The 19,040-nt window shown below is 67.2% G+C and carries 18 protein-coding genes and 2 CRISPR repeat arrays; of the genes, 13 read left to right on the top strand and 5 right to left on the bottom strand.

Annotated elements, in window-relative coordinates:
* Positions 1 to 8 precede the first annotated feature (8 nt).
* From CW348_RS01955 to CW348_RS01940, 4 genes are all read right to left on the bottom strand, one after another.
* Positions 9 to 1,022 (bottom strand): ABC transporter substrate-binding protein, encoded by a 1,014-nt coding sequence (locus CW348_RS01955; protein ID WP_011291750.1) that lies wholly within the window; start codon positions 1,020 to 1,022, stop codon positions 9 to 11.
* A gap of 576 nt (positions 1,023 to 1,598) precedes the next feature.
* On the bottom strand, positions 1,599 to 2,096 hold the full coding sequence (locus CW348_RS01950) for a CBS domain-containing protein (RefSeq protein ID WP_287462559.1): 498 nt from the start codon (positions 2,094 to 2,096) through the stop codon (positions 1,599 to 1,601).
* Positions 2,080 to 2,241, bottom strand: a complete 162-nt coding sequence (locus CW348_RS01945) for a hypothetical protein (RefSeq protein ID WP_287462557.1) — start codon at positions 2,239 to 2,241, stop codon at positions 2,080 to 2,082. Before CW348_RS01945 ends, CW348_RS01950 begins: the two co-directional genes overlap by 17 nt.
* Positions 2,242 to 2,297: 56 nt before the next feature.
* Positions 2,298 to 4,958 (bottom strand): bifunctional GNAT family N-acetyltransferase/acetate--CoA ligase family protein, encoded by a 2,661-nt coding sequence (locus tag CW348_RS01940; RefSeq protein ID WP_104612852.1) that lies wholly within the window; start codon positions 4,956 to 4,958, stop codon positions 2,298 to 2,300.
* A gap of 234 nt (positions 4,959 to 5,192) precedes the next feature.
* Here CW348_RS01940 and CW348_RS01935 point away from each other — a divergent pair, with 234 nt between their 5' ends.
* From CW348_RS01935 to CW348_RS01875, 13 genes are all read left to right on the top strand, one after another.
* Positions 5,193 to 5,705, top strand: a complete 513-nt coding sequence (locus CW348_RS01935) for a MaoC family dehydratase (RefSeq protein ID WP_011291753.1) — start codon at positions 5,193 to 5,195, stop codon at positions 5,703 to 5,705.
* The gene (locus CW348_RS01930) at positions 5,702 to 6,529 is read left to right on the top strand and encodes a CoA ester lyase (protein WP_104612851.1); all 828 of its coding nucleotides are present in this window, start codon (positions 5,702 to 5,704) and stop codon (positions 6,527 to 6,529) included. Before CW348_RS01935 ends, CW348_RS01930 begins: the two co-directional genes overlap by 4 nt.
* Before the next feature lie 327 nt (positions 6,530 to 6,856).
* Entirely contained in the window at positions 6,857 to 7,717 is an 861-nt protein-coding gene (gene folP / locus CW348_RS01925) for a dihydropteroate synthase (RefSeq protein ID WP_011291755.1), read from the top strand.
* Between the two features lie 49 nt (positions 7,718 to 7,766).
* Positions 7,767 to 8,372, top strand: a complete 606-nt coding sequence (locus tag CW348_RS01920; RefSeq protein WP_234351665.1) for a hypothetical protein — start codon at positions 7,767 to 7,769, stop codon at positions 8,370 to 8,372.
* A gap of 27 nt (positions 8,373 to 8,399) precedes the next feature.
* On the top strand, positions 8,400 to 9,173 hold the full coding sequence (locus CW348_RS01915; protein WP_011291757.1) for a pyrimidine reductase family protein: 774 nt from the start codon (positions 8,400 to 8,402) through the stop codon (positions 9,171 to 9,173).
* 130 nt (positions 9,174 to 9,303) lie between these two features.
* A CRISPR array of direct repeats spans positions 9,304 to 10,982; the repeat unit is 28 nt; unit sequence GGTCCATCCCCACGTGCGTGGGGCTCAC.
* A gap of 166 nt (positions 10,983 to 11,148) precedes the next feature.
* Entirely contained in the window at positions 11,149 to 11,376 is a 228-nt protein-coding gene (locus CW348_RS01910; protein WP_287462550.1) for a hypothetical protein, read from the top strand.
* Between the two features lie 39 nt (positions 11,377 to 11,415).
* Positions 11,416 to 12,175: a CRISPR direct-repeat array (repeat unit 28 nt; unit sequence GGTCCATCCCCACGTGCGTGGGGCTCAC).
* An 837-nt stretch (positions 12,176 to 13,012) separates the two neighbouring features.
* Entirely contained in the window at positions 13,013 to 13,591 is a 579-nt protein-coding gene (locus CW348_RS01905; RefSeq protein ID WP_011291762.1) for an NADPH-dependent FMN reductase, read from the top strand.
* Between the two features lie 395 nt (positions 13,592 to 13,986).
* Positions 13,987 to 14,280 (top strand): hypothetical protein, encoded by a 294-nt coding sequence (locus CW348_RS01900; RefSeq protein ID WP_081430407.1) that lies wholly within the window; start codon positions 13,987 to 13,989, stop codon positions 14,278 to 14,280.
* Positions 14,237 to 15,757, top strand: a complete 1,521-nt coding sequence (locus CW348_RS01895) for an ATP-binding protein (protein WP_370492579.1) — start codon at positions 14,237 to 14,239, stop codon at positions 15,755 to 15,757. The genes CW348_RS01900 and CW348_RS01895 overlap by 44 nt, the downstream gene beginning before the upstream one ends.
* Positions 15,742 to 16,401, top strand: coding sequence for a response regulator transcription factor (locus CW348_RS01890; protein WP_011291764.1), 660 nt, complete (start codon positions 15,742 to 15,744; stop codon positions 16,399 to 16,401). The genes CW348_RS01895 and CW348_RS01890 overlap by 16 nt, the downstream gene beginning before the upstream one ends.
* A 24-nt stretch (positions 16,402 to 16,425) precedes the next feature.
* A complete protein-coding gene (locus tag CW348_RS01885) occupies positions 16,426 to 17,055 on the top strand; it encodes a DUF4956 domain-containing protein (protein WP_011291765.1) in 630 nt (209 codons plus the stop codon).
* Complete coding sequence (locus CW348_RS01880; protein ID WP_011291766.1) at positions 17,052 to 17,807, top strand: polyphosphate polymerase domain-containing protein; 756 nt, start codon at positions 17,052 to 17,054, stop codon at positions 17,805 to 17,807. The genes CW348_RS01885 and CW348_RS01880 overlap by 4 nt, the downstream gene beginning before the upstream one ends.
* A gap of 83 nt (positions 17,808 to 17,890) precedes the next feature.
* On the top strand, positions 17,891 to 18,049 hold the full coding sequence (locus tag CW348_RS01875; RefSeq protein WP_169803302.1) for a hypothetical protein: 159 nt from the start codon (positions 17,891 to 17,893) through the stop codon (positions 18,047 to 18,049).
* Between the two features lie 3 nt (positions 18,050 to 18,052).
* On the opposite strand, the gene CW348_RS01870 is transcribed toward CW348_RS01875, so the two are convergent.
* Complete coding sequence (locus tag CW348_RS01870; RefSeq protein WP_011291767.1) at positions 18,053 to 18,940, bottom strand: alpha/beta fold hydrolase; 888 nt, start codon at positions 18,938 to 18,940, stop codon at positions 18,053 to 18,055.
* Between the last annotated feature and the right edge of the window lie 100 nt (positions 18,941 to 19,040).

Raw genomic sequence — 19,040 nt, 5'->3', positions numbered from 1 at the left:
GGCCGAGGTCAGAAGCCGAGCAGCGCGTTGAGCTGTTCTTGTTCCTCACGGGCAGTGGCAAGGTCCGGAGCGACGTAGCCCTCAGGCTTGGGCAGGGTGCCTGCCAGGTCACCCAGCGGGGAGATACCGAAGCCTTCGTTGAGGGCGATCTGGCCCTTCTCGGACATCAGGAAGTCAGCGAACAGCAGCGCAGCATTCGGGTGCGGGGAGCCTTCAGACACGGCGGTGTACTGCTCGACTCCCGTGGTGGGGGAGAGGTAGACCAGCTCCACGGGGGCACCGGATTCCTTCAGCGGGTTCACCACCGAGGGGAGGCTGGGGAAGGTGGCGATGGACTCGCCCGCGGCCACCTGCTGGGTGCCGGGGATGGCGCTGTCCACCTTCTTGATGTCGTTGTCGGCCAGGCCTTCCAGGAACTCTTCGCCGTACTCCTCCTTGAGGATGCTCAGGAAGGCGGCCCAGGAGAGGAACGACATGGGGTCGGCCATGTCGATCTCGCCCTTCAGCTTGGGGTCGAGGAGGTCTTCCCAGTCTTGTGGTGCCTCAGACAGCTTGTCGGTGTTGTAGGCCACGCCGATGGGCTGGGAGTTGACCAGGAAGTAGGTGTCCTTGTGCAGGGCCTCTTCCGGCCACTCGTCCAGGTTCTCCAGCTGGTCGGCCGGGAGGGTGCGGAGCCATCCCTTCTCGATGTACTCGTCCAGCACGTGGGCTTCGGGGATGGTGACCAGGTCGCCCACGGCCTGTCCGGCGTCGCGCTCGGTGGAGTAGCGCTGCGCCACGACGGGGGAGCCCATCCGGACGACTTCGACGGCGATGCCGTACTCCTGCTCGAAGGCGTTGGCGACGGCCTGCACCGGCTCGTCAGGGATGGAGACGTACCAGGTGACGATGCCTTCCTTCTGGGCCGCTTCCACGAGGTCTCCGCCTTCGCTGTCAGCGGAGGAGCCGCCGCCGCAGGCGGTGGCGAACAGGGTGAGCGCAAGTGCGGCCGAGCCGATTGCCGACCAGCGGAACGTACTCATGGATCCTCCCACAACACAATGAACAGGCTCATTATGAGGTTTATTATTGTTATCATGATTTGAGGAGATGTCACCGGGGTCTCAATGGGGTGTGAGAGTCCCTGGGGGGTCTTGGGGGATATGTCACACTATGTGGTGCTTTGTCCGAATAGTACGTGATGTCTGTTACGGCACAACTTCGGGTGGGGATAGTTGACCTGCGCCAACACCACAACAGACAGCAGAGCGGGCGGCCGCGGTTTGTGGGATTTCTTACGTTCCACGCTCCCCGCCCCGCTGAACCGCCCACACTCAGGACACGACCACGCCCCGCCACGGAGCACGGCAACACCTCCGACCACCCCGCTGCCCCGCCGGTACAGCCCACCCGTCAGCAAAGCGCCGGCACCCCGCGCGGAACACCCCGGAACAACGGGCCGTCACACCCACCAACGCCCGCCGCGGCCCCCAACCCAGCGGAAATGACGCAGCCCAAGCCGCCGGCGCCTCACAACCGCGACACCGGCACCCAACAACAGACCGGACGCTGCCACACCGTGCCGGGCTCGCCCGCACCCCCAGGCAGACCCGCCACGATCACCGTGCCCGCTGCAACGGCACTAAGTCGTCAGTGTCATAAGCGAGTCGGTCATGCACCCGCACCACACCCTCCACCCGACGCACCGCGCGGATCAGCCGCGGAATAAGCGAACGCACCGGCACCGTGCCGTCCAACGTGACCACACCGCGCTCCACCGACACGGCCACCCCCGGCAGGTCGAACTCCCCGCGCACAACCTCCCGCTCCACCGTCTCCCGCAGCTCACCGTCAGAGACGAAATAGACACGCAGCAGGTCAGAACGGCTGACAATACCCAGCAGCTTCCCGTCCTCAGTCACCACCGGCAGCCGTTTAATCCGGTGACGGCGCATCCGCTCGGCAGCCTCCCGCGGCGACGCACCCTCCGTGATCGTGATCGCGGGCGTGCTCATCAAATCCCGCGCAACCGGCTCCTCGGGCATGTCACCCGCGAACACCGCCTCATCCAAGTTCGGCGCGGCAAGCCAGGCCAGCAGGTCACTCTCGGAGACCACCCCCACCACCCCGCTGGTCGGCGTCCAGCACCGGAAGCGCGCTCACCCCGTTCATCCGCAACGACACAGCGAGCCGCTTAAACCCCGCCTCCTCGAACGCGGCCACAACATGCGTGGTCATCAGGTCGCCGACAGTGCTGGCCATGGTCACCCCTTCACGGTCCGCCCGCCGTCACACCCCCTCCCCAGGCTGCGCCCCGGTCACAGCGGCCGCAGCGACCGCAGATAGGGGTCGCTGGAGGGAGGAACCGTCACCCGGATGCGGGCGTCCACACACATCGCACTCGACGGAGTCGCCAAAACCGGGTTCATGTCCAACTCCGAGACCTGCGGCAGATCCACGGCCAACTGGGACAACCGCAGCGCCATATCCCGCAGCGCACCCAGATCCACCGCCTTCTCCTCATCGCCCTCGCCGAGCGTGCGCAGCGCAGGCACCGACCGCACCAACTCCGCAGCGTCCACGTCAGTCAACGGGGCCAGCCGCGCCGCCCGCGTACGCAGCGCCTCGGTATACGTGCCGCCCAACCCGCACACCAGAACCGGACCGAACACAGGCTGCTGAGCCAGCCCAAGCAGCACCTCGAACCCGCGCGGCGCCATCGCCTGCACCAAGACACCACGAAGCCGGGACCCGAACCGGGAGATCAGTTCCGCGTGCGCGTTCCGCACCTGCTCCGCACCCGACAAGTCGAGACGCAGCGCACCCGCCCGCTTCTTGTGCACCACCCCGGCCACGTCCGCTTTCAACGCCACCGGGCTGTTCAACTCCCGCCAGGCCCGCACCGACTCCTCCGGGGTGTGGGTCCACTGCCACGGCGCGACCGTGACCCCGTAGCAGCCCAGCACCTCCATCGTCTGATCCAACGGCAGCCAACCGCCCTCCGGATGCCGTTTCAGGAATTCCTGCACGATATCCCGGGCCCGCTCCACCGCGACCGCCCGCAGCGACGGCACCGAACCAGCCGGACGAGCCAACCACCGGGCCCGCCGCCACGCATGCCCCAGCGCAGCAGCAGCCGCCCGAGGATCGTTGTACGAAGGCACCGAGTGCCCTCCCGCGGACAAGAGCGTCACAGCTTCCGCCTGGTGGGGCGCGACCGCGGCCACCGGAACCCCTCCGGCCATGGTCGCCACCACCGGCAGCGGATCAGCCAGCGCAGTCCGCACCATGATCGCGATGATCGCGTCCACCTCCGCAGCAGCAAGCCGCTCCAAACAGGCCCGCAACTGGTCACTGCTGGCCGCAGGCGTGGTATCGATCGGGTTCGCGCACGCCGCCCCCGCAGGCAGCAGCTCCTCGAGCTCGAGGCGAACCTCCTCGCTCAGCTCGTGAACCTCCAACCCCACATCCGCGCACGCATCCGCCGCCAGCACCCCCGTGCCTCCCGCGTTGGTCACGATCGCAACCCGCGGCCCAGACGGCAACGGCTGGTGGGCCAAGAACGCGGCAGTACCCACCAGCTCGTCAAGACTCCGCGCAGCCACCACCCCCGCCTGCTCGAACAACGACTCCGTCGTCAACGCGGGAGTCAGCGACGCCCCCGTGTGCGAGGCCGCGGCCCGCTGCCCAGCCGTGGAACGCCCCGCCACCACAGTTAGGATCGGTTTGCGCCGCCCCAACCGCCGAGCAATCCGAGAGAACTTACGCGGATTCCCGAACGACTCCACGTGCATGATCGCCATCGCGGTGTCCGGGTCGTCCTCCCACCACTGCAGCAAGTCGTTACTGCTGACATCCAACTTGTTGCCAGTAGACACGAACGAGGAAATGCCGACATCCAACCGGGACAAGTGCTCCAGCAGCGTGATACCGATCCCCCCGGACTGCACGACCAGACCGGCCTGCCCCGGACGCGGAGCCTCCGCAGCAAACGTCGCCTGCAACCGGACACCGTCGCTCAGCGACGCCACCCCGAAACAGTTCGGCCCCACCAGCCGCATCCCGTGCCGACGGCACACGGCAAGCAGCTCCTGACTGGTCTCCGTGTCCAAATCCGCGGTGATGACGACGAGCGCGCCCACCCCCTGCTCCCCACAAGCACGGGCCACATCCAGCACCGCGTCCGGCGGCACCGACACCACCGCCAGATCCGGGACCTCCGGCAGGTCAGCCACGGACGGAACCGCAGACACGTCCGCCACAGCCGCGGCATGGGGATGCACCGCATACAAGCGTCCCGTGAACCCGCTAGCGCGGATATTGCGGAGAATCGCGTTACCTACCGAAACCTGACGCCGAGTACCGCCGATCACCACCACCGAGGCGGGACGCAGCAGCCGCTGCAGGCTCTGCTGGCCCGCAACCGCTTCCCGCATGCCCACCGCATCCAAGTAGCGGTCATCCGGGGTAAGCGGAATCGTCACCTCCACCATGCCCCGGTCGACACGCTGCTGCGGGCGCAGACCAATATCAGAAAACACCCGCAGCATCGCGTGATTGTCGGGCAGCACATCCGCATAGAAAGTGGTGACGCCGTTCCTGCGGGCCCGGGACGCCAAATGCTCCAACAACAGAGTGCCGACCCCTTTGCCCTGGAACTGGTCGGCCACGGCAAGCGCCACCTCAGCCACATCCGACCGGCCGATCGTGTCATAGCTGGCCGCGCCGATCACCTCGTCGTCGAGAACCGCAAGCAGCGCCTGATGGCCGCGACTAGGGGCCGCGCAGATACGACGCGACAACTCGCTGATCGTGGCAGTACCCGAGCTGAAGAACCGCATCCGACGGCTTTCCGGAGACATCGCCTCGTGCATCGCCCGGACCTGCGGCTCGTCTTCCGCGTAGGCGGGACGCACCAGCACAATCGTGCCGTCGGTGAGCAAGGCGTGGGCTGCGTCGGCTCCGACGTCGATGGTCATGCGGTCACCTTTCCTCACGGAGTGGCGCAGTGCGCCCCGGACGTACCGGGACGTTCCTCGTCCCTCTCCTGCCCGGCGCACTACCCCCGAATCCCGGTCCAAAGCACCCCGCTCAGGGCCCTTGGTCCCGCAACTCCCCGCAACGCGACCGTTTCCCCCACAAGCCAGCGGCGATAGGGTAGGGCCGTCCCAGGGAAGGGAGCCACAAGCGACCGCCGGGATGAGGAGGAGCCGATGACAGCGGAACCAGGCGACGCCACCGCACACCGCGAAGCCCGCATCGAACAACGAGGCCTGTACTACGAAGAACTGCAGACCGGGGTGGTCTACGTCCACCGTCCCGGACGCACCATCACCGACGCTGACAACGTCCTGTTCAGCACCCTGACCATGAACCCGCAGAGCCTCCACTTGGACGCTCACTTCAGCGCGGCCACCGAGTTCGGCAAACCCCTCGTCAACAGCCTGTTCACCCTCTCCACCCTGGTCGGATTGAGCGTCAACCAGCTCACCCAGGCCACCACGGTCGCCAACCTCGGCTTCGGCGAAGTGTCCTTCCCCCACCCCGTGTTCGTCGGCGACACCCTGTACGCCGAAACCCGCGTCCTCGACAAACGCCTGTCCCAGTCCCGGCCCAACAACGGCGTCGTCCGCTTCGAACACCGCGCCCACAACCAGGACGGAACCCTCGTAGCCCGCGTGGAACGCACCGCGCTCATGCTGCGCCTCCCCGAGGAGCAGCGATGAACAACACCCTCGCAGACCTGCCCGGCCCGGCACTCCTGTTCTGCCCGGCAGACCGGCCCGACCGCTACGCTAAAGCCATGGCACGCGCCGACGCGGCCATCCTGGACCTCGAAGACAGCGTCGCCCCCGAACACAAAGACCGAGCCCGGGACCTCGTCACCGCCGCACTCGCCGACCTCGACCCGGACCGGGTGATCGTACGCGTCAACGCGCCAGGAACCCCGTGGTGGGAAGCGGACGTCGCCGCAGTACGCGCCGCCGGAGCCCGCCTGGTGATGCTGCCGAAAGCGGAACGCCCCGAAGACCTCGAGGCACTCGCCCCCGCCCGCGTCATCGCCCTCTGCGAAACCGCCGCCGGAATCCTCGCCGCACCACGCCTCGCCGCCTCCCCCTCCTGCGCCGCGCTGACCTGGGGCGCAGAAGACCTCATCGCGGACCTAGGCGGAACCACGAGCCGCCGCTCCGACGGCACCTACCACGATGTGGCCCGGCACGCCCGCTCCCACGTGCTCCTCGCCGCCGCTGCAGCACACCGCCCCGCCATCGAAACCGTCTACCTCGACCTGGACGACGTCGCCGGACTCACCAAATCGTCCGCCGAAGCCGCCCAAGCAGGGTTCTCCGCCCGCCTGTGCATCCACCCCGTCCAAGTCGACCCCGTCCGCGCCGCATTCGCCCCCGACCCGACCTCCGTGGCGTGGGCACGCGGTGTGGTGGCAGCCGCCCAACAAGCCCCCTCAGGAGTGTTCCGCTACCAGGGCAGAATGATCGACGAGCCGCTGCTGCGCCAGGCCCGCGCCATCCTGCGCCGCGCCCGCACCTAGCCGCCGCACACCAGGCAGGCGCACCAGAACCCCGCGCTGCTGCGGCATCCGCACACCCCGCTGGGTAGCATGGCGGCCAGCCCTCGTTAGTACCCGCGGCGGGGGAAGGACACAACTGAAAGGACGACGCGTGGTGGGGTGGGACCGCGGAAACCGCGAAGCAACACATGCCGCTGCCCCACCCTGGAACGCGGCGCGCATCCCCCGGCCACACACCGCTCCCACAGGACACCGCACCCTGGCAGCCGCGACCACCCCGCGCGCCAGCCGTCCCAGGAGCGCAACCGTCGGCACAAGTGCCGGACGCTGAGAGAGGGGTTAGGGCCGATGCTGAGACTGGGCAGTCGCACGTTCACCGACGACCAGATGCTCGTCATGGCGATCGTCAACCGCACCCCCGACTCCTTCTACGACCGGGGCGCCACCTGGGAAGAGGAACGCGCCCTCGACCGGGTCCACCAGGTCGTCGCAGAAGGAGCCGACATTGTCGACATCGGGGGCGTCAAAGCCGCACCCGGCGAAGAGATCCCCGTCGCCGAAGAGATCCGGCGAGTCGCAGGATTCGTAGCGAAAGTCCGCGACGCCTACCCCGACATCGTCATCAGCGTCGACACGTGGCGCGCCGAAGTAGGCCGCGAAGTCTGCCAGGCCGGAGCCGACCTGCTCAACGACGCGTGGGGCGGCTACGACCCGGCCCTAGCGGAAGTCGCCGCCGAATTCGACGTGGGCCTCGTCTGCACCCACACAGGCGGGGTGCGTCCCCGCACCCGGCCGCACCGCGTCCACTACGACGACGTCGTCCAGTCCGCGATCCGCGACACCGTGGCACTCGCGGAACGCGCCGTGGCACTCGGCGTCGACCGCTCCCGCATCCTCATCGACCCCGCCCACGACTTCGGGAAAACCACCCGCCACTCGCTGGAAGTCACCCGCCGGCTCAACGAGATGACCGCGACCGGATGGCCGGTGCTGGTGTCCCTGTCGAACAAAGACTTCGTCGGGGAAACCCTCGACCTGCCCGTCGAGGAGCGCCTGGTAGGCACGCTGGCAGCAACCGCCGTGTGCGCCTGGCACGGTGCCCGCGTCTACCGGGTCCACCAGGTGGTCGAGACCCGCCAGGTGCTGGACATGGTCAGCAGTATCAAAGGACTCCGCGCCCCCTCCCGGGCTGTGCGCGGACTTGCGTAGGGAAGACGATCAGGTGATCACAGCCGCAGCGGTCTGTCCGCATCCTCCGTTGCTTCTGCGTGAACTCACCGGGCAGCACGACGCAGCCGCTGAACTGCGCGCAGCGTGCCGCACCGCGGTCGACCGGGTCCTGCACGGCGCCGAACACGTCGCCCTCATCGGCGGGGCACCCGCCGTCCCTGGCACGACCCGCCCCGACCTGGCGGGCGGACTGCCGTGGAGCCTGCGTGTAGGCCTCCGCCTCCTAGACGACGCCCAGTGGACCGGGCCAGTAGAACTGCACCCGGTCGCGGACACCACCCCCACCGAGGAATGCCTGCGCCGCGGCCAAGACCTCGCAGCCTCCTCCCGACCCACAGCCCTGCTCGTGCTAGGGGACGGCAGCGCACGGCGCAGCCCCAAAGCCCCCGGCCACTTTGACGAGCGCGCCCACCCGTTCGACGCCGGCCTCGTCACGGCCCTCCGCAGCGGTGACGCCCAGCAACTGGCTGCACTCGACGCTGACCTGGCCCGCGACCTCCTCGCGGAAGGCCGGGCCGCCTGGCAGGTGCTTGCCGGGGCCGCCGCCGCACAGCACACCCCACCGCGCGTTGAGGTGCACTACGCCGACGACCCGTACGGGGTGATGTACGTGGTCGCTGAATGGCGCTGGTAACACCGAGAACAAGAGAGGCAAGCCGTCGTGCGCATCCTGCTGAACGAGGTGGACCCTGCCGTCGCCCAGCCCGGCCAGGACCTCACCGAGGCGGAACTCGCCGCCCTGTACGCGTACCCGGAGGAGACCGTGGCAGAGCGGCCGTGGGTGCGCGCCAACTTCGTAACCACCCTGGACGGCGCGGTCACCGGGGACGACGGCCGCTCCGGGTCGATCAACACCGGCGCGGACCGGATCCTCTTCTCCCTCATCCGCGCCCTGTCCGATGTGATCGTCGCCGGCGCAGGAACCGTGCGCACCGAAGAGTACCAGCGGGCCCGGACCGCGGCGCGGTGGCGTGCCGTACGCCGCGCCGGGCAACGCCCCCACCCGGTGATCGCGGTGGTCAGCCGTTCTGCGAACCTCCCGCCGTCGCTCCTCGAACACCAGGAGGACGCCGGCGAAGTCATGCTGCTCACCTGCCGTGCCGCGGACTCCGCTGCCCTGGACGAGGTCCGCCAGGCGCTGGGCGACGACCGGGTCCTCGTGCTCGGAGAGGACCGCGTCGACCTCCGTGCCGCACTGGACGCGCTCGCCCAGCAGGGCCTGCGCCGGGTCTTGTGCGAAGGCGGACCGCACCTGATGCACGACCTGGTCGACGCCGACCTGGTGGACGAGCTGTGCCTGACGCTCGCACCCCGCATCGTGGCTGGCGACCGGCTGAGACTACTTGCCGGTAAGCCGCTCGAACGGACGTTTGTTCCCAGACTGCTGGTGGAATCGGACGGCACGCTCGCCGGACGCTGGCTCCGCGGAGTGTAGGCGCTCGCCTCGCCCGCGAAAACCAGCTGCCCAGGAAACGACCAGCGCTAAAGCCGTCCGCAGAGAAAACATCCGTCTTCAAACCCCAGGCATTACCTCCCACCTTCGCTCACACAGAACGAAACAAATCGGCCTAGCCCCACGTGCGCGGGGAGCATGGATGGACCCGTTCGAGAAAAGAAACGCCCCGCGGTCCATCCCCACGTGCGTGGGGCTCACGATCGACTCGAGGTGATCACGGAGACTGACACTCGGTCCATCCCCACGTGCGTGGGGCTCACGCGCGTGTTGTGTGGCGCGACACGGAGGCTCGCGGTCCATCCCCACGTGCGTGGGGCTCACACCTGCTGGTCGCAACGTCTGACCGCACGTCTGGGTCCATCCCCACGTGCGTGGGGCTCACCCATCCCCGGCATGACCTACCACGTCATGCCACGGTCCATCCCCCACGTGCGTGGGGCTCACGGGTGATCCGCATCCACGCAGGCCAAGGACGGCGGTCCATCCCCACGTGCGTGGGGCTCACTTGATTGCGTCCCGGTAGTTCTCGATGATCTGCGGTCCATCCCCACGTGCGTGGGGCTCACAACCTCGATCAGCCACTGCGCTGCCTCACCGGTGGTCCATCCCCACGTGCGTGGGGCTCACTCATGTACTGGGATGAGATCAAGGCCGCAGCGTCGGTCCATCCCCACGTGCGTGGGGCTCACTTGATTGCGTCCCGGTAGTTCTCGATGATCTGCGGTCCATCCCCACGTGCGTGGGGCTCACGGTGTGGAACCACGCGATCGACGGGAGCCCGATCGGTCCATCCCCACGTGCGTGGGGCTCACGTCGACAGAGTCCGCGGTTGGGACACGCTCGGCGGTCCATCCCCACGTGCGTGGGGCTCACGCCGGTGCGTGCGTGACCTGGCTGTCCTGGCGGGGTCCATCCCCACGTGCGTGGGGCTCACAATGGTGCCTCCGGACGCACCACAGACAGTGCAGGTCCATCCCCACGTGCGTGGGGCTCACGTTCCTGCAGGGTCGCGAGTGCGGCCCGGGTCTGGTCCATCCCCACGTGCGTGGGGCTCACGCATGCCGGACCAAGTCCATCCCCACCACGGACGGTCCATCCCCACGTGCGTGGGGCTCACCGACGCGTTCCCATGTGGTCACCGAAGTTCGTCGGTCCATCCCCACGTGCGTGGGGCTCACAGGAGGTCGTCCAGGATGTGGAGCGCGGCATCCGGTCCATCCCCACGTGCGTGGGGCTCACGCCTCCTGGTAGTTGGGGGCAACCATGGCGTCCGGTCCATCCCCACGTGCGTGGGGCTCACAACCAGCCGCGACCATGCGGCCGGGGCGCTCAGGGTCCATCCCCACGTGCGTGGGGCTCACGACCGGATTCGCGCGCTGGTCACGGTTCACACCGGTCCATCCCCACGTGCGTGGGGCTCACTCCGCCTTCTTGGTGGTGGGTGGCCCGTAGAACGGTCCATCCCCACGTGCGTGGGGCTCACCCTGAGAGAAGGGCGCTCCGATGCAACAGGTCAGGTCCATCCCCACGTGCGTGGGGCTCACGCCCACGGAGATAGGCCGCGGCCTCCTCCGCCAGGTCCATCCCCACGTGCGTGGGGCTCACGAGGTCAACGGCATCCCCGTCGTGGAGGAAGTGGGTCCATCCCCACGTGCGTGGGGCTCACATGAGGTGAAACGCAGCCGTAGCGGCCCTGGGAGGTCCATCCCCACGTGCGTGGGGCTCACAGAGAAAGCCCTCCAGACATGCGTCTGAAGGGCGGTCCATCCCCACGTGCGTGGGGCTCACGCGGAGTCAGGTTGATGATGCGCATAAGGAGCCTTTCGTTGCAGTTTGTCGGCGCTCGCCGCCTGGTGTGGCGGACTTGGTCTTGCCTGACTCCCAGTATGCCAAGCCGATTGGGCATATGCAACCCGGCACGGTCGTTTTGGCCTAGAGGGGTTATCATGGCGGCATGAGAAGACCACGACCAACCACACTCACCGAGGAAGCCCGTCGGACCCTCGACGCCGCATACCAACAGCTGGAAAAAGCCGAACTGCAGGTGGCAGAGGCGCGCCGCCACCTAGGAGCCACCATCCGACGCCTGCGCAACGCCGGCGTTGCTCAGGCCGACATGGCGCGCCACCTAGGCCGCAGCAGAGAACTGCTGCGGTTGTGGGAACAGGCCGCTGACAGATAGACGAGACAAGCAGGGCCCGCCGAGCGCGGGCCCTCCTGCGGTCCATCCCCACGTGCGTGGGGCTCACGAGGAAGCGGCTGACCTCGTCGACCTCGACCAGGGTCCATCCCCACGTGCGTGGGGCTCACTCGTCGACGAGCCACTCCGGAGAACCAGCGCCCGGTCCATCCCCACGTGCGTGGGGCTCACTGCTGAGGACTCCCCCTCCCCCCAGCAGGACGAGGTCCATCCCCACGTGCGTGGGGCTCACTGCTGCCCGCGAACGGGGTCACATCAGATGCGCGGTCCATCCCCACGTGCGTGGGGCTCACGGCCGGGACAGAACCGGAACAGTCGACGGGTGAGGTCCATCCCCACGTGCGTGGGGCTCACTCGTCGCCCTCAACGTCGACCGTATCCGTGCGCGGTCCATCCCCACGTGCGTGGGGCTCACTACGCGGGGACGGGCTCACGGTCAACGACGAGCGGTCCATCCCCACGTGCGTGGGGCTCACTGTGTGGCACGCGGTGGAATGGTGTTCCGTGGCGGTCCATCCCCACGTGCGTGGGGCTCACGGCCCGGGTGCGGCGGAGATAGTCCGCGTAAGCGGTCCATCCCCACGTGCGTGGGGCTCACTCGACGACGACGACGAATGGTTTGAATCCCTGTGGTCCATCCCCACGTGCGTGGGGCTCACGGACCCGCCGATGATCCGCCGTCGCCGAAACCGGGTCCATCCCCACGTGCGTGGGGCTCACTCCGGAGACACCGCGAACTGTGCGGGAATAAACGGTCCATCCCCACGTGCGTGGGGCTCACAGAAGATGACCTGCAATTTTGCGAGGCGTTATCTCCTCGTTATCTGGATTGTGGGCAGCTTCGCTGCACACAACACTCTAGACCGTTTTCCCGAGCATCGTCCCCTCAATGGTGACATGAGGGCCGCCTGAATAACCGGGCCACACCACATGACTCCGCGGCCCCACCGTCAACCCGAACCCCGACACTTCTGGACAGCCATGCTGGACCCACCAGGCATGAGCCTGTTCGAACTTCTTCCACAGCCCGCAAGGACTTCCCCGCGCGATCCGCTCCAAGCAGACGCGTGTCCATGAGGGGGAGGGCCGACAGCCACACTGCCATACCACTCGCAGTAATCCGCGGTACGTACCGCCAGTGCGGATTGACGGCGCCGACGACTGTCTTCCTTGCCATGGGGCAGGTACGAGCGTCGTCAGCGAACTCGAAGAGAGCCGTCGGCCACGTCATGTGGGGGGGATATAGGCAATGGCTCCTTGAGGTGAAGTCATTTCTTGTTTTGGGGAAACATTCCTGTCGAATTTAAAACTGACAACAGTAGCGGCGTGTGTTGTTGCTGGTACGTGCCTAGTGGCAACGGTCGAAGCCCGGCGTAAAGAACAAATATTTGTTGACGCTGCCCGCCGAGTCTTACTCCATGGATTTCTGGGACGGGAGCGCGTCAGTTGCAGTATCAATGGGCTTTCGGTCTGTCGCTTTTTGTGCGGGGCGTGTCGACCAACGTCTTTGAACAAAGGTTTGTTTTACGGGGGGTAGGGAGTGGAAAGCACCGAACACCTCTGCCGAGGCACTCAGCGGGGAAGCGAGCCGGAACCCCGAGACACCTGAGGAGACAGCGTGACTGCACACGGCACACCAGACCACCAACCACTGCGCATCGTCACCGTCGTCGGCAGCCCCAGGGCTGGTTCCCGCACTCGCCTCGCCGCGGAAAGCCTTGCCAACGCGCTTGCTACCACCCTTGCAGAGAGCGGAACACCTGCGGAGACCGCGCCAACCATCGACCTGGCGGAATTGGCGTCAGGCCTCCTGGTTCCCTGGTCGCTGTCCGCGGAGGCTGCTGAAGCGGTGGCGACCGTGCAATCGTCCACCATCCTCCTGCTCGCCACCCCCACCTTCAAGGGGAGCATCACGGGCATCCTCAAACTCCTGCTCGACACCATCCCCTCCGGTGGCTTGGAGGGAGTGGTGGCGATTCCGGTGGCCATCGCGGGCGCACCCGCCCACCGCCACTTGGCAGAGATCGCCCTCCGCCCGATCCTCGCTGAACTCGGCGCTGCGACCCCAGTGCCGTCCTTCCTGCTCCTCGAGGAAGAACTAGGCGACGTGCAGTCCGCGGCGGACGACTACGCGACCGCCCACGCGCCAGTGGCCGCTGCGGTCGCACAGGCGCTGGCTGTGCGCCGAAAAGAGTGACCGCAGCCGCACGACACCACCCCGTAGCGGTGCGGTCCCAGCGTCCTCACGCAACAGACCACCAGCATCCCTGTTCCCTGTGCCCGCTGTGACGCCGACAGCGGGCACACCATTGTCCTCGGGAAAACCAGGCGTTCCCGCACTCCAACACAGTCCGCACCTAGGCATGCCGCTCCCGCTTCGCCTTCGAACCGCCATCCAACATCGTCTGCGCATGGCATCCCCGCGCTGACGGTTTTGTGCTGCCGCCAATCCCGGCGTGTCGGAAGCCACCGTGTCACAATCGGCCACAACCCGGGGAAAGACCCCTAAGGCCCGTCCTCACCTGCGAGGATGAAAAAAGCCTCATCTCTGTTTCATGGTGGTTCAAGGCATGCGCACCACGATAGGCAGACATGAAAGCCATATACCGAGGTGTCCTCCTCGCGTGTTTTTCCTTCATCGTGGTGTGGGCTGTGATTGCGGCCTTGCTGTGGCTGAGATCCAGTGCCGAACCACCGCCGCAACCACCCGGCCAGGTTGTCGTGGGCGAATCCGCGCCCTCCCGCAGTGTCTCGCCCGCCCCGGAACCGTCGCCGCCACAGTCAGTGGAAGCAACCAAGGACGACGTGGTAGCACCTCCCCCCGCCGTCACCGATGACGACGATGACGACGATGATGATGACGACGGCGACGACGATGACGACTGAACCCGCCCAGCCGCGCCGCCCATTCCGCATCCCCGCCCGGGTGCGGATCATGGCGTGGGTCGTCCTCCTGATGGCCGCGGTGCTGGTCTTGGTGAACTTCATCGTCTGGCAAACCCTGGAAACCGAGGTCAGCGAACGGGTTGACCGGGCACTCGACCAGGAGATCGCCGAGTTCGAAGAGTTCGCTGCCGCAGGCGTGGACCCCCGCACCGGCGCAAGCTTTACTGACCTCGACACCCTGTTCCGCGCCCACTTGAGCCGCCAATACCCCGACCGGCACGAGATCATCTTCGGCTACGTCGACGACGTCCCCGATGCCACCGTGCCTACCGGTCGTGTCCGTCAAGGACAAGAGCCCCTCTTCGACGTCTCCGCGGACCCGGCTGCTTTGGCCGACATCCTCACCGCACCCACGGGGCGCGGCACCGTGGACACCCCTGAAGGTGCGCTGCGCTGGGCCAAAATCCGCGTCAGCCCGCCCGAGGGGGTGGACGCACCCGAAGGATGGTTTGTCACCGGCTACTTCGTCGACGCCGACCGGGAAGAGGTCCACCGGTTCCTGCGTCTCCTCCTGCTGGTCAGTGCAGCCGGGCTTGTTGCTGCGGGCAGCGCCGCCTGGTGGGTTGCTGGACGCATCCTCGCCCCGGTGCGTCTCATCCGCCAAACCGCCGCGCAGATCACTGAAGAAGACCTCACCCGCCGGATCGACGTCACCGGCAACGACGACATCACCGCGCTCGCTGAACAGTTCAACGCCATGCTCGACCGGCTAGAGGAAGCGTTCTCCACCCAGCGGCGCTTCGTGGACGACGCCAGCCACGAACTCCGCACCCCTATCACCATCGTGCGCGGCCACCTGGAACTGATGGGGGACGATCCGGACGAGCGCCGCGAAGTCGTGCGGCTGGTCACCGACGAACTGGACCGCATGGCCCGCATCGTGGAAGACCTCCTCGTGCTTGCTCAAGCGCAACGCCCCGACTTCCTCCGCGTGGAAGACGTTTCTCTCGCCGAGTTGACCAGTGACATCGACGCTAAAGTGCGTGCCCTGGGCGACCGGGACTGGCGGCTCGACGAGATCGGGGAAGGCATCATCCGTGTCGACCCGCAGCGCATCACCCAAGCCATGGTGCAGCTCGCCAGTAATGCGGTCCGCCACAGCAGCTCGGGGGACACGATCGTCCTCGGCTCTTCCCTGACCGACGACGGCGGCCGCCGGACCGTCCGCCTGTGGGTTCGCGACTTCGGCCCCGGTATCGCCCCCGAAGACCAGGAGCGCATCTTCGAACGGTTCGCCCGCGCCGGCAGTCCGCGCGCTCACCGTCCCGGCGCCGGGTTGGGGCTCGCTATCGTCCGCGCGATCGCGGAAGCCCACCGCGGCACAGTCCACCTGGACTCGGCGCTGGGACGCGGCTCGACGTTCACCCTCATCCTCCCCGTGGATGAAAGGAGCACGGGCATATGGCACGCATCCTGATCGTCGAAGATGAAGACCGCATCGCCTCGTTCGTCCGCAAAGGGTTGAACGCGAACGGGTTCACCAGCACCGTGGTGGACCGCGCGGGCGCCGCCATCGACTATGCGCTCACCGGCAATTTCGACCTCATGGTTCTTGACCTGGGCCTGCCGGACGCTGACGGGTTCACGGTGCTGCGCCGGCTGCGTGAGGAAGGCAGCCGGCTGCCGATCATCATCCTCACTGCTCGCGACAGTGTGCGGGACACGGTGACCGGTCTGGAAACCGGTGCCGACGACTACATGACTAAACCGTTCCGCTTCGAAGAACTCCTTGCCCGTATCCGGTTGCGTATGCGGAGCGCGCACAACGCGGAAACAACCGTGCTCCACGCCGGTGACCTCGCCCTTGATCTGCGCACCCGCCGCGCCTCCACCCCTGAGGCCACTGTCGACTTGACGGCCCGCGAGTTCGCCCTGTTGGAACTGTTCCTCCGCCACCCAGGCCAGGTGCTGTCCCGCCAGCAGATTCTCTCCCACGTGTGGGGCTACGACTACGACCCCGGCTCCAACGTGGTCGACGTGTTCATCCGCGCGTTGCGGAAGAAGATCGGCGCCCACCGGATCGAAACCCTCCGCGGCATGGGATACCGGCTTGGCGGTTGATGAAAAACTCCTCATCAACCGCTCATGATCAATTCACGGCGGGTGCTCAGCATCGGAGCCATGAACATCTGGTTTGCGCTCGCTGTCGACTTGGTGGCCGTCGTCTTGCTCAGCTATGGCCTCTACTTTCGCCGTCACGGACGCCGGGATCTGCTGTTCGCTTTCATCGCCCTCAATGTGGGAGTGTTTGCGGCGATGGCGGCGATGATGACCGTCGGAGTGGGCCTTGCGGTGGGCTTTGGACTGTTCGGGGTGCTGTCGATCATCCGGTTGCGGTCGGACGCGGTCACCCAGACCGAGGTTGCCTACTACTTCACCGCGCTTGCGTTGGGACTGGTCGGCGCGCTGGGCCGGGAAATCCCCGTGATGGCAGTGAGCCTCACTGTTGTCCTGTTGGTCGCGGTGTTTGTTGCCGACCATCCGCGGATGCTGGCCCGCACCCGCAGGCAGACGGTCACTTTGGACGTGGTGCACCGCAACCCGGAGATGCTCCGCGCCGACTTGGAGCACCGCCTCGGCGGGAAAGTGAGCGCACTCACCGTCCTGGAAGTGGACTATGTCCGCGACCTCATGGTGGTGGACGTGCGGTTCCACGCCACCGGCTCCGAAGCGAAGCGGGAAACGTCCCGTCTGGTGGAAGAGGTGGCGCGGTGACGGCGGTGGCTGACGCGGCCGCGCTGCGTCCGCTGTCTCTTGCCGAGGTCAACGCTTTGGCGTCGCTGACTTTGCGCTCCTGCCGTAAATACGTGGTCCCTGCCCGGTTGCTGCCGGTTCTCGTCGGCCACCTGGCGCACGACTTCGGGGTGCTGTGCGAGGAGGGGCGTACCGCGTTCCGCTACTCTTCCACCTATTTCGACACGCCTGACCTGGTGACGTTCCGCCAGCACCGGCAGCAGCGGCGCCGCCGGTTCAAGATCCGCACCCGCAGCTACCTGGACTCGGGGCTGACCATGCTGGAAGTCAAGCTGAAAGGCGCCCGGGGGGTGACGGACAAGCGGCGCACCCCGCACGACGGGCGTCCGGACGAGTTGACGCCTGCCGCCGCCCGTTTTCTGGGCGAGGTGCTGTACGACTACGGGGCCGCAGTCCCGCGGCCCCTCACCGCTGTGGCGGTCACCGACTACCAGCGCACCACCCTGGTGGCGTTGTCCGGGACGGAACGCATTACCTGTGACACGGGGCTTGTGTGTTGGCATGCCGGGCAGGAGGTGCGGATGCGGGACGACGTGGTCTTGCTGGAGGTGAAGACCCGCCGTGGGATCACCGCGACAGAACGGCTGCTGCACTGCCACGGGGTGCGCGCGGTGAGTTTCAGCAAGTATGCGGCGGCTATAGCCGTGGTCAACCCGGTGATGGGTGCCAACCGGTGGAGCCGGGTGCTGCGCTCGTGCTTTTCCGGTTATTAGCCTTCCGCCGGGGCGCCGCGGCAGAGGGCGGGGAAAGGCCGGGGTTAGCGGGAATCTGGGCGGGCCGCATTTAGGATGGCCTCATGGGAGCACTCGGAATTCCGGAACTCGCTGTCCTCGTCCTGATCATGGCGGTGCCGGCCGCTATTTTCCTGGCTGGTGTCGTGTTCACGGTCCGTATTGCCCGCCATGGCGCCCCGGCGGTTCTTGCCCGGGCCCGGCGCCGCCGCGACATCCGCTGACCTCTATCCGGTTGCGGGTTCAGCGTCGAACGCGGTGACGAGCTGCCGGATCGCGTCGACCAGTTCCAGCGGGCGGTCGAACATCAGGTGGTGGTAGCCGCCGGGGATTTCGAGGTAGGAGGAGGAAGGGCGCTGCGGGCCGCCTTTCACGAAAGCCGCCAGCCGTTCCCGGTCCTCTGCGGACACCACGCCGTGTTCGGCGATGATCACCCCGAACGGGCAGCGCACCCGGTCCATGCCCGCCCCCAGGTCCGCGGGGCGGTCCGCCTGCCCGTCCGCGAAGATCCGCGGGTCGAACTTGAACGTCCACCCGTCTCCCGTGTCGGTGACACTGTGTTCGCCGACGTGGCGGACGAGACGCGGTTCGGCTGTCGGCTGTTCGGGAAGCGGCCGGAACCGGGCTACGGCCTCCTCCCGGGTGGCGTAGCGGCGGTGCCGCCCGTAGGTGCGGTGGGCGCTGCCGCCCCGGTGGTGGAGCGGTGCGTCGACCGCGATCGCTCCTGCCAGGTCAGCGTCTGGCTGCTGGGCGGCGAACATGGTCACCATGCCGCCCATGGAATGGCCGATGAGCACGGGCCGGGTAGTGGACGCTACCGCGTGGGCCACGGCGAGCGCTTCGTGTGCCCATAACGCGAAACGGTATTCGTCGCGGCGGCCGCTGTCGCCGTGGCCGGACAAGTCCACGGCGACCACCCGGTGGGTGTCGGCAAGCAGTGGGGCGGTGAAACTCCACCACCATGCGTGTGCGGCGCCGCCGTGCAGGAAAACCAGCGGCTGCCGGTCCGGGTCGCCCCACGACAGCCAGGAAATGTCACAGCCCGCTACCCGAGTGCTTCCCTTGTCGGGTTGCCTTGTGAGCGCCTCGGCCACCGGTCCCGGAAGCTCCGACATTGCCACCCCTGTTGCGGTCCATCCGTGTAGGCCCGCTGTCTGGATCTCCCACGCCACGGGAATCCGAACAGCGTTCGGATGAAACGATAGCCATTGGCGT

This window comes from Thermobifida sp. (assembly GCF_017577275.1).
Taxonomy (GTDB): domain Bacteria; phylum Actinomycetota; class Actinomycetes; order Streptosporangiales; family Streptosporangiaceae; genus Thermobifida; species Thermobifida fusca.
Note: the sequence above shows the minus strand (reverse complement) of the source record. Positions and strands in the feature narration are given on the sequence as shown.

Bases quoted from the DNA above. Each gene is read 5' to 3' on its own strand.
- CW348_RS01955 (WP_011291750.1), bottom strand. From the start codon at position 1,022: ATGAGTACGTTCCGCTGGTCGGCAATCGGCTCGGCCGCACTTGCGCTC.
- CW348_RS01945 (WP_287462557.1), bottom strand. From the start codon at position 2,241: ATGGCCAGCACTGTCGGCGACCTGATGACCACGCATGTTGTGGCCGCG.
- CW348_RS01940 (WP_104612852.1), bottom strand. From the start codon at position 4,958: ATGACCATCGACGTCGGAGCCGACGCAGCCCACGCCTTGCTCACCGAC.
- CW348_RS01935 (WP_011291753.1), top strand. From the start codon at position 5,193: ATGACAGCGGAACCAGGCGACGCCACCGCACACCGCGAAGCCCGCATC.
- CW348_RS01930 (WP_104612851.1), top strand. From the start codon at position 5,702: ATGAACAACACCCTCGCAGACCTGCCCGGCCCGGCACTCCTGTTCTGC.
- folP (WP_011291755.1), top strand. From the start codon at position 6,857: ATGCTGAGACTGGGCAGTCGCACGTTCACCGACGACCAGATGCTCGTC.
- CW348_RS01910 (WP_287462550.1), top strand. From the start codon at position 11,149: ATGAGAAGACCACGACCAACCACACTCACCGAGGAAGCCCGTCGGACC.
- CW348_RS01900 (WP_081430407.1), top strand. From the start codon at position 13,987: ATGAAAGCCATATACCGAGGTGTCCTCCTCGCGTGTTTTTCCTTCATC.
- CW348_RS01895 (WP_370492579.1), top strand. From the start codon at position 14,237: ATGACGACGATGATGATGACGACGGCGACGACGATGACGACTGAACCC.
- CW348_RS01890 (WP_011291764.1), top strand. From the start codon at position 15,742: ATGGCACGCATCCTGATCGTCGAAGATGAAGACCGCATCGCCTCGTTC.
- CW348_RS01885 (WP_011291765.1), top strand. From the start codon at position 16,426: ATGATCAATTCACGGCGGGTGCTCAGCATCGGAGCCATGAACATCTGG.
- CW348_RS01875 (WP_169803302.1), top strand. From the start codon at position 17,891: ATGGGAGCACTCGGAATTCCGGAACTCGCTGTCCTCGTCCTGATCATG.
- CW348_RS01870 (WP_011291767.1), bottom strand. From the start codon at position 18,940: ATGTCGGAGCTTCCGGGACCGGTGGCCGAGGCGCTCACAAGGCAACCC.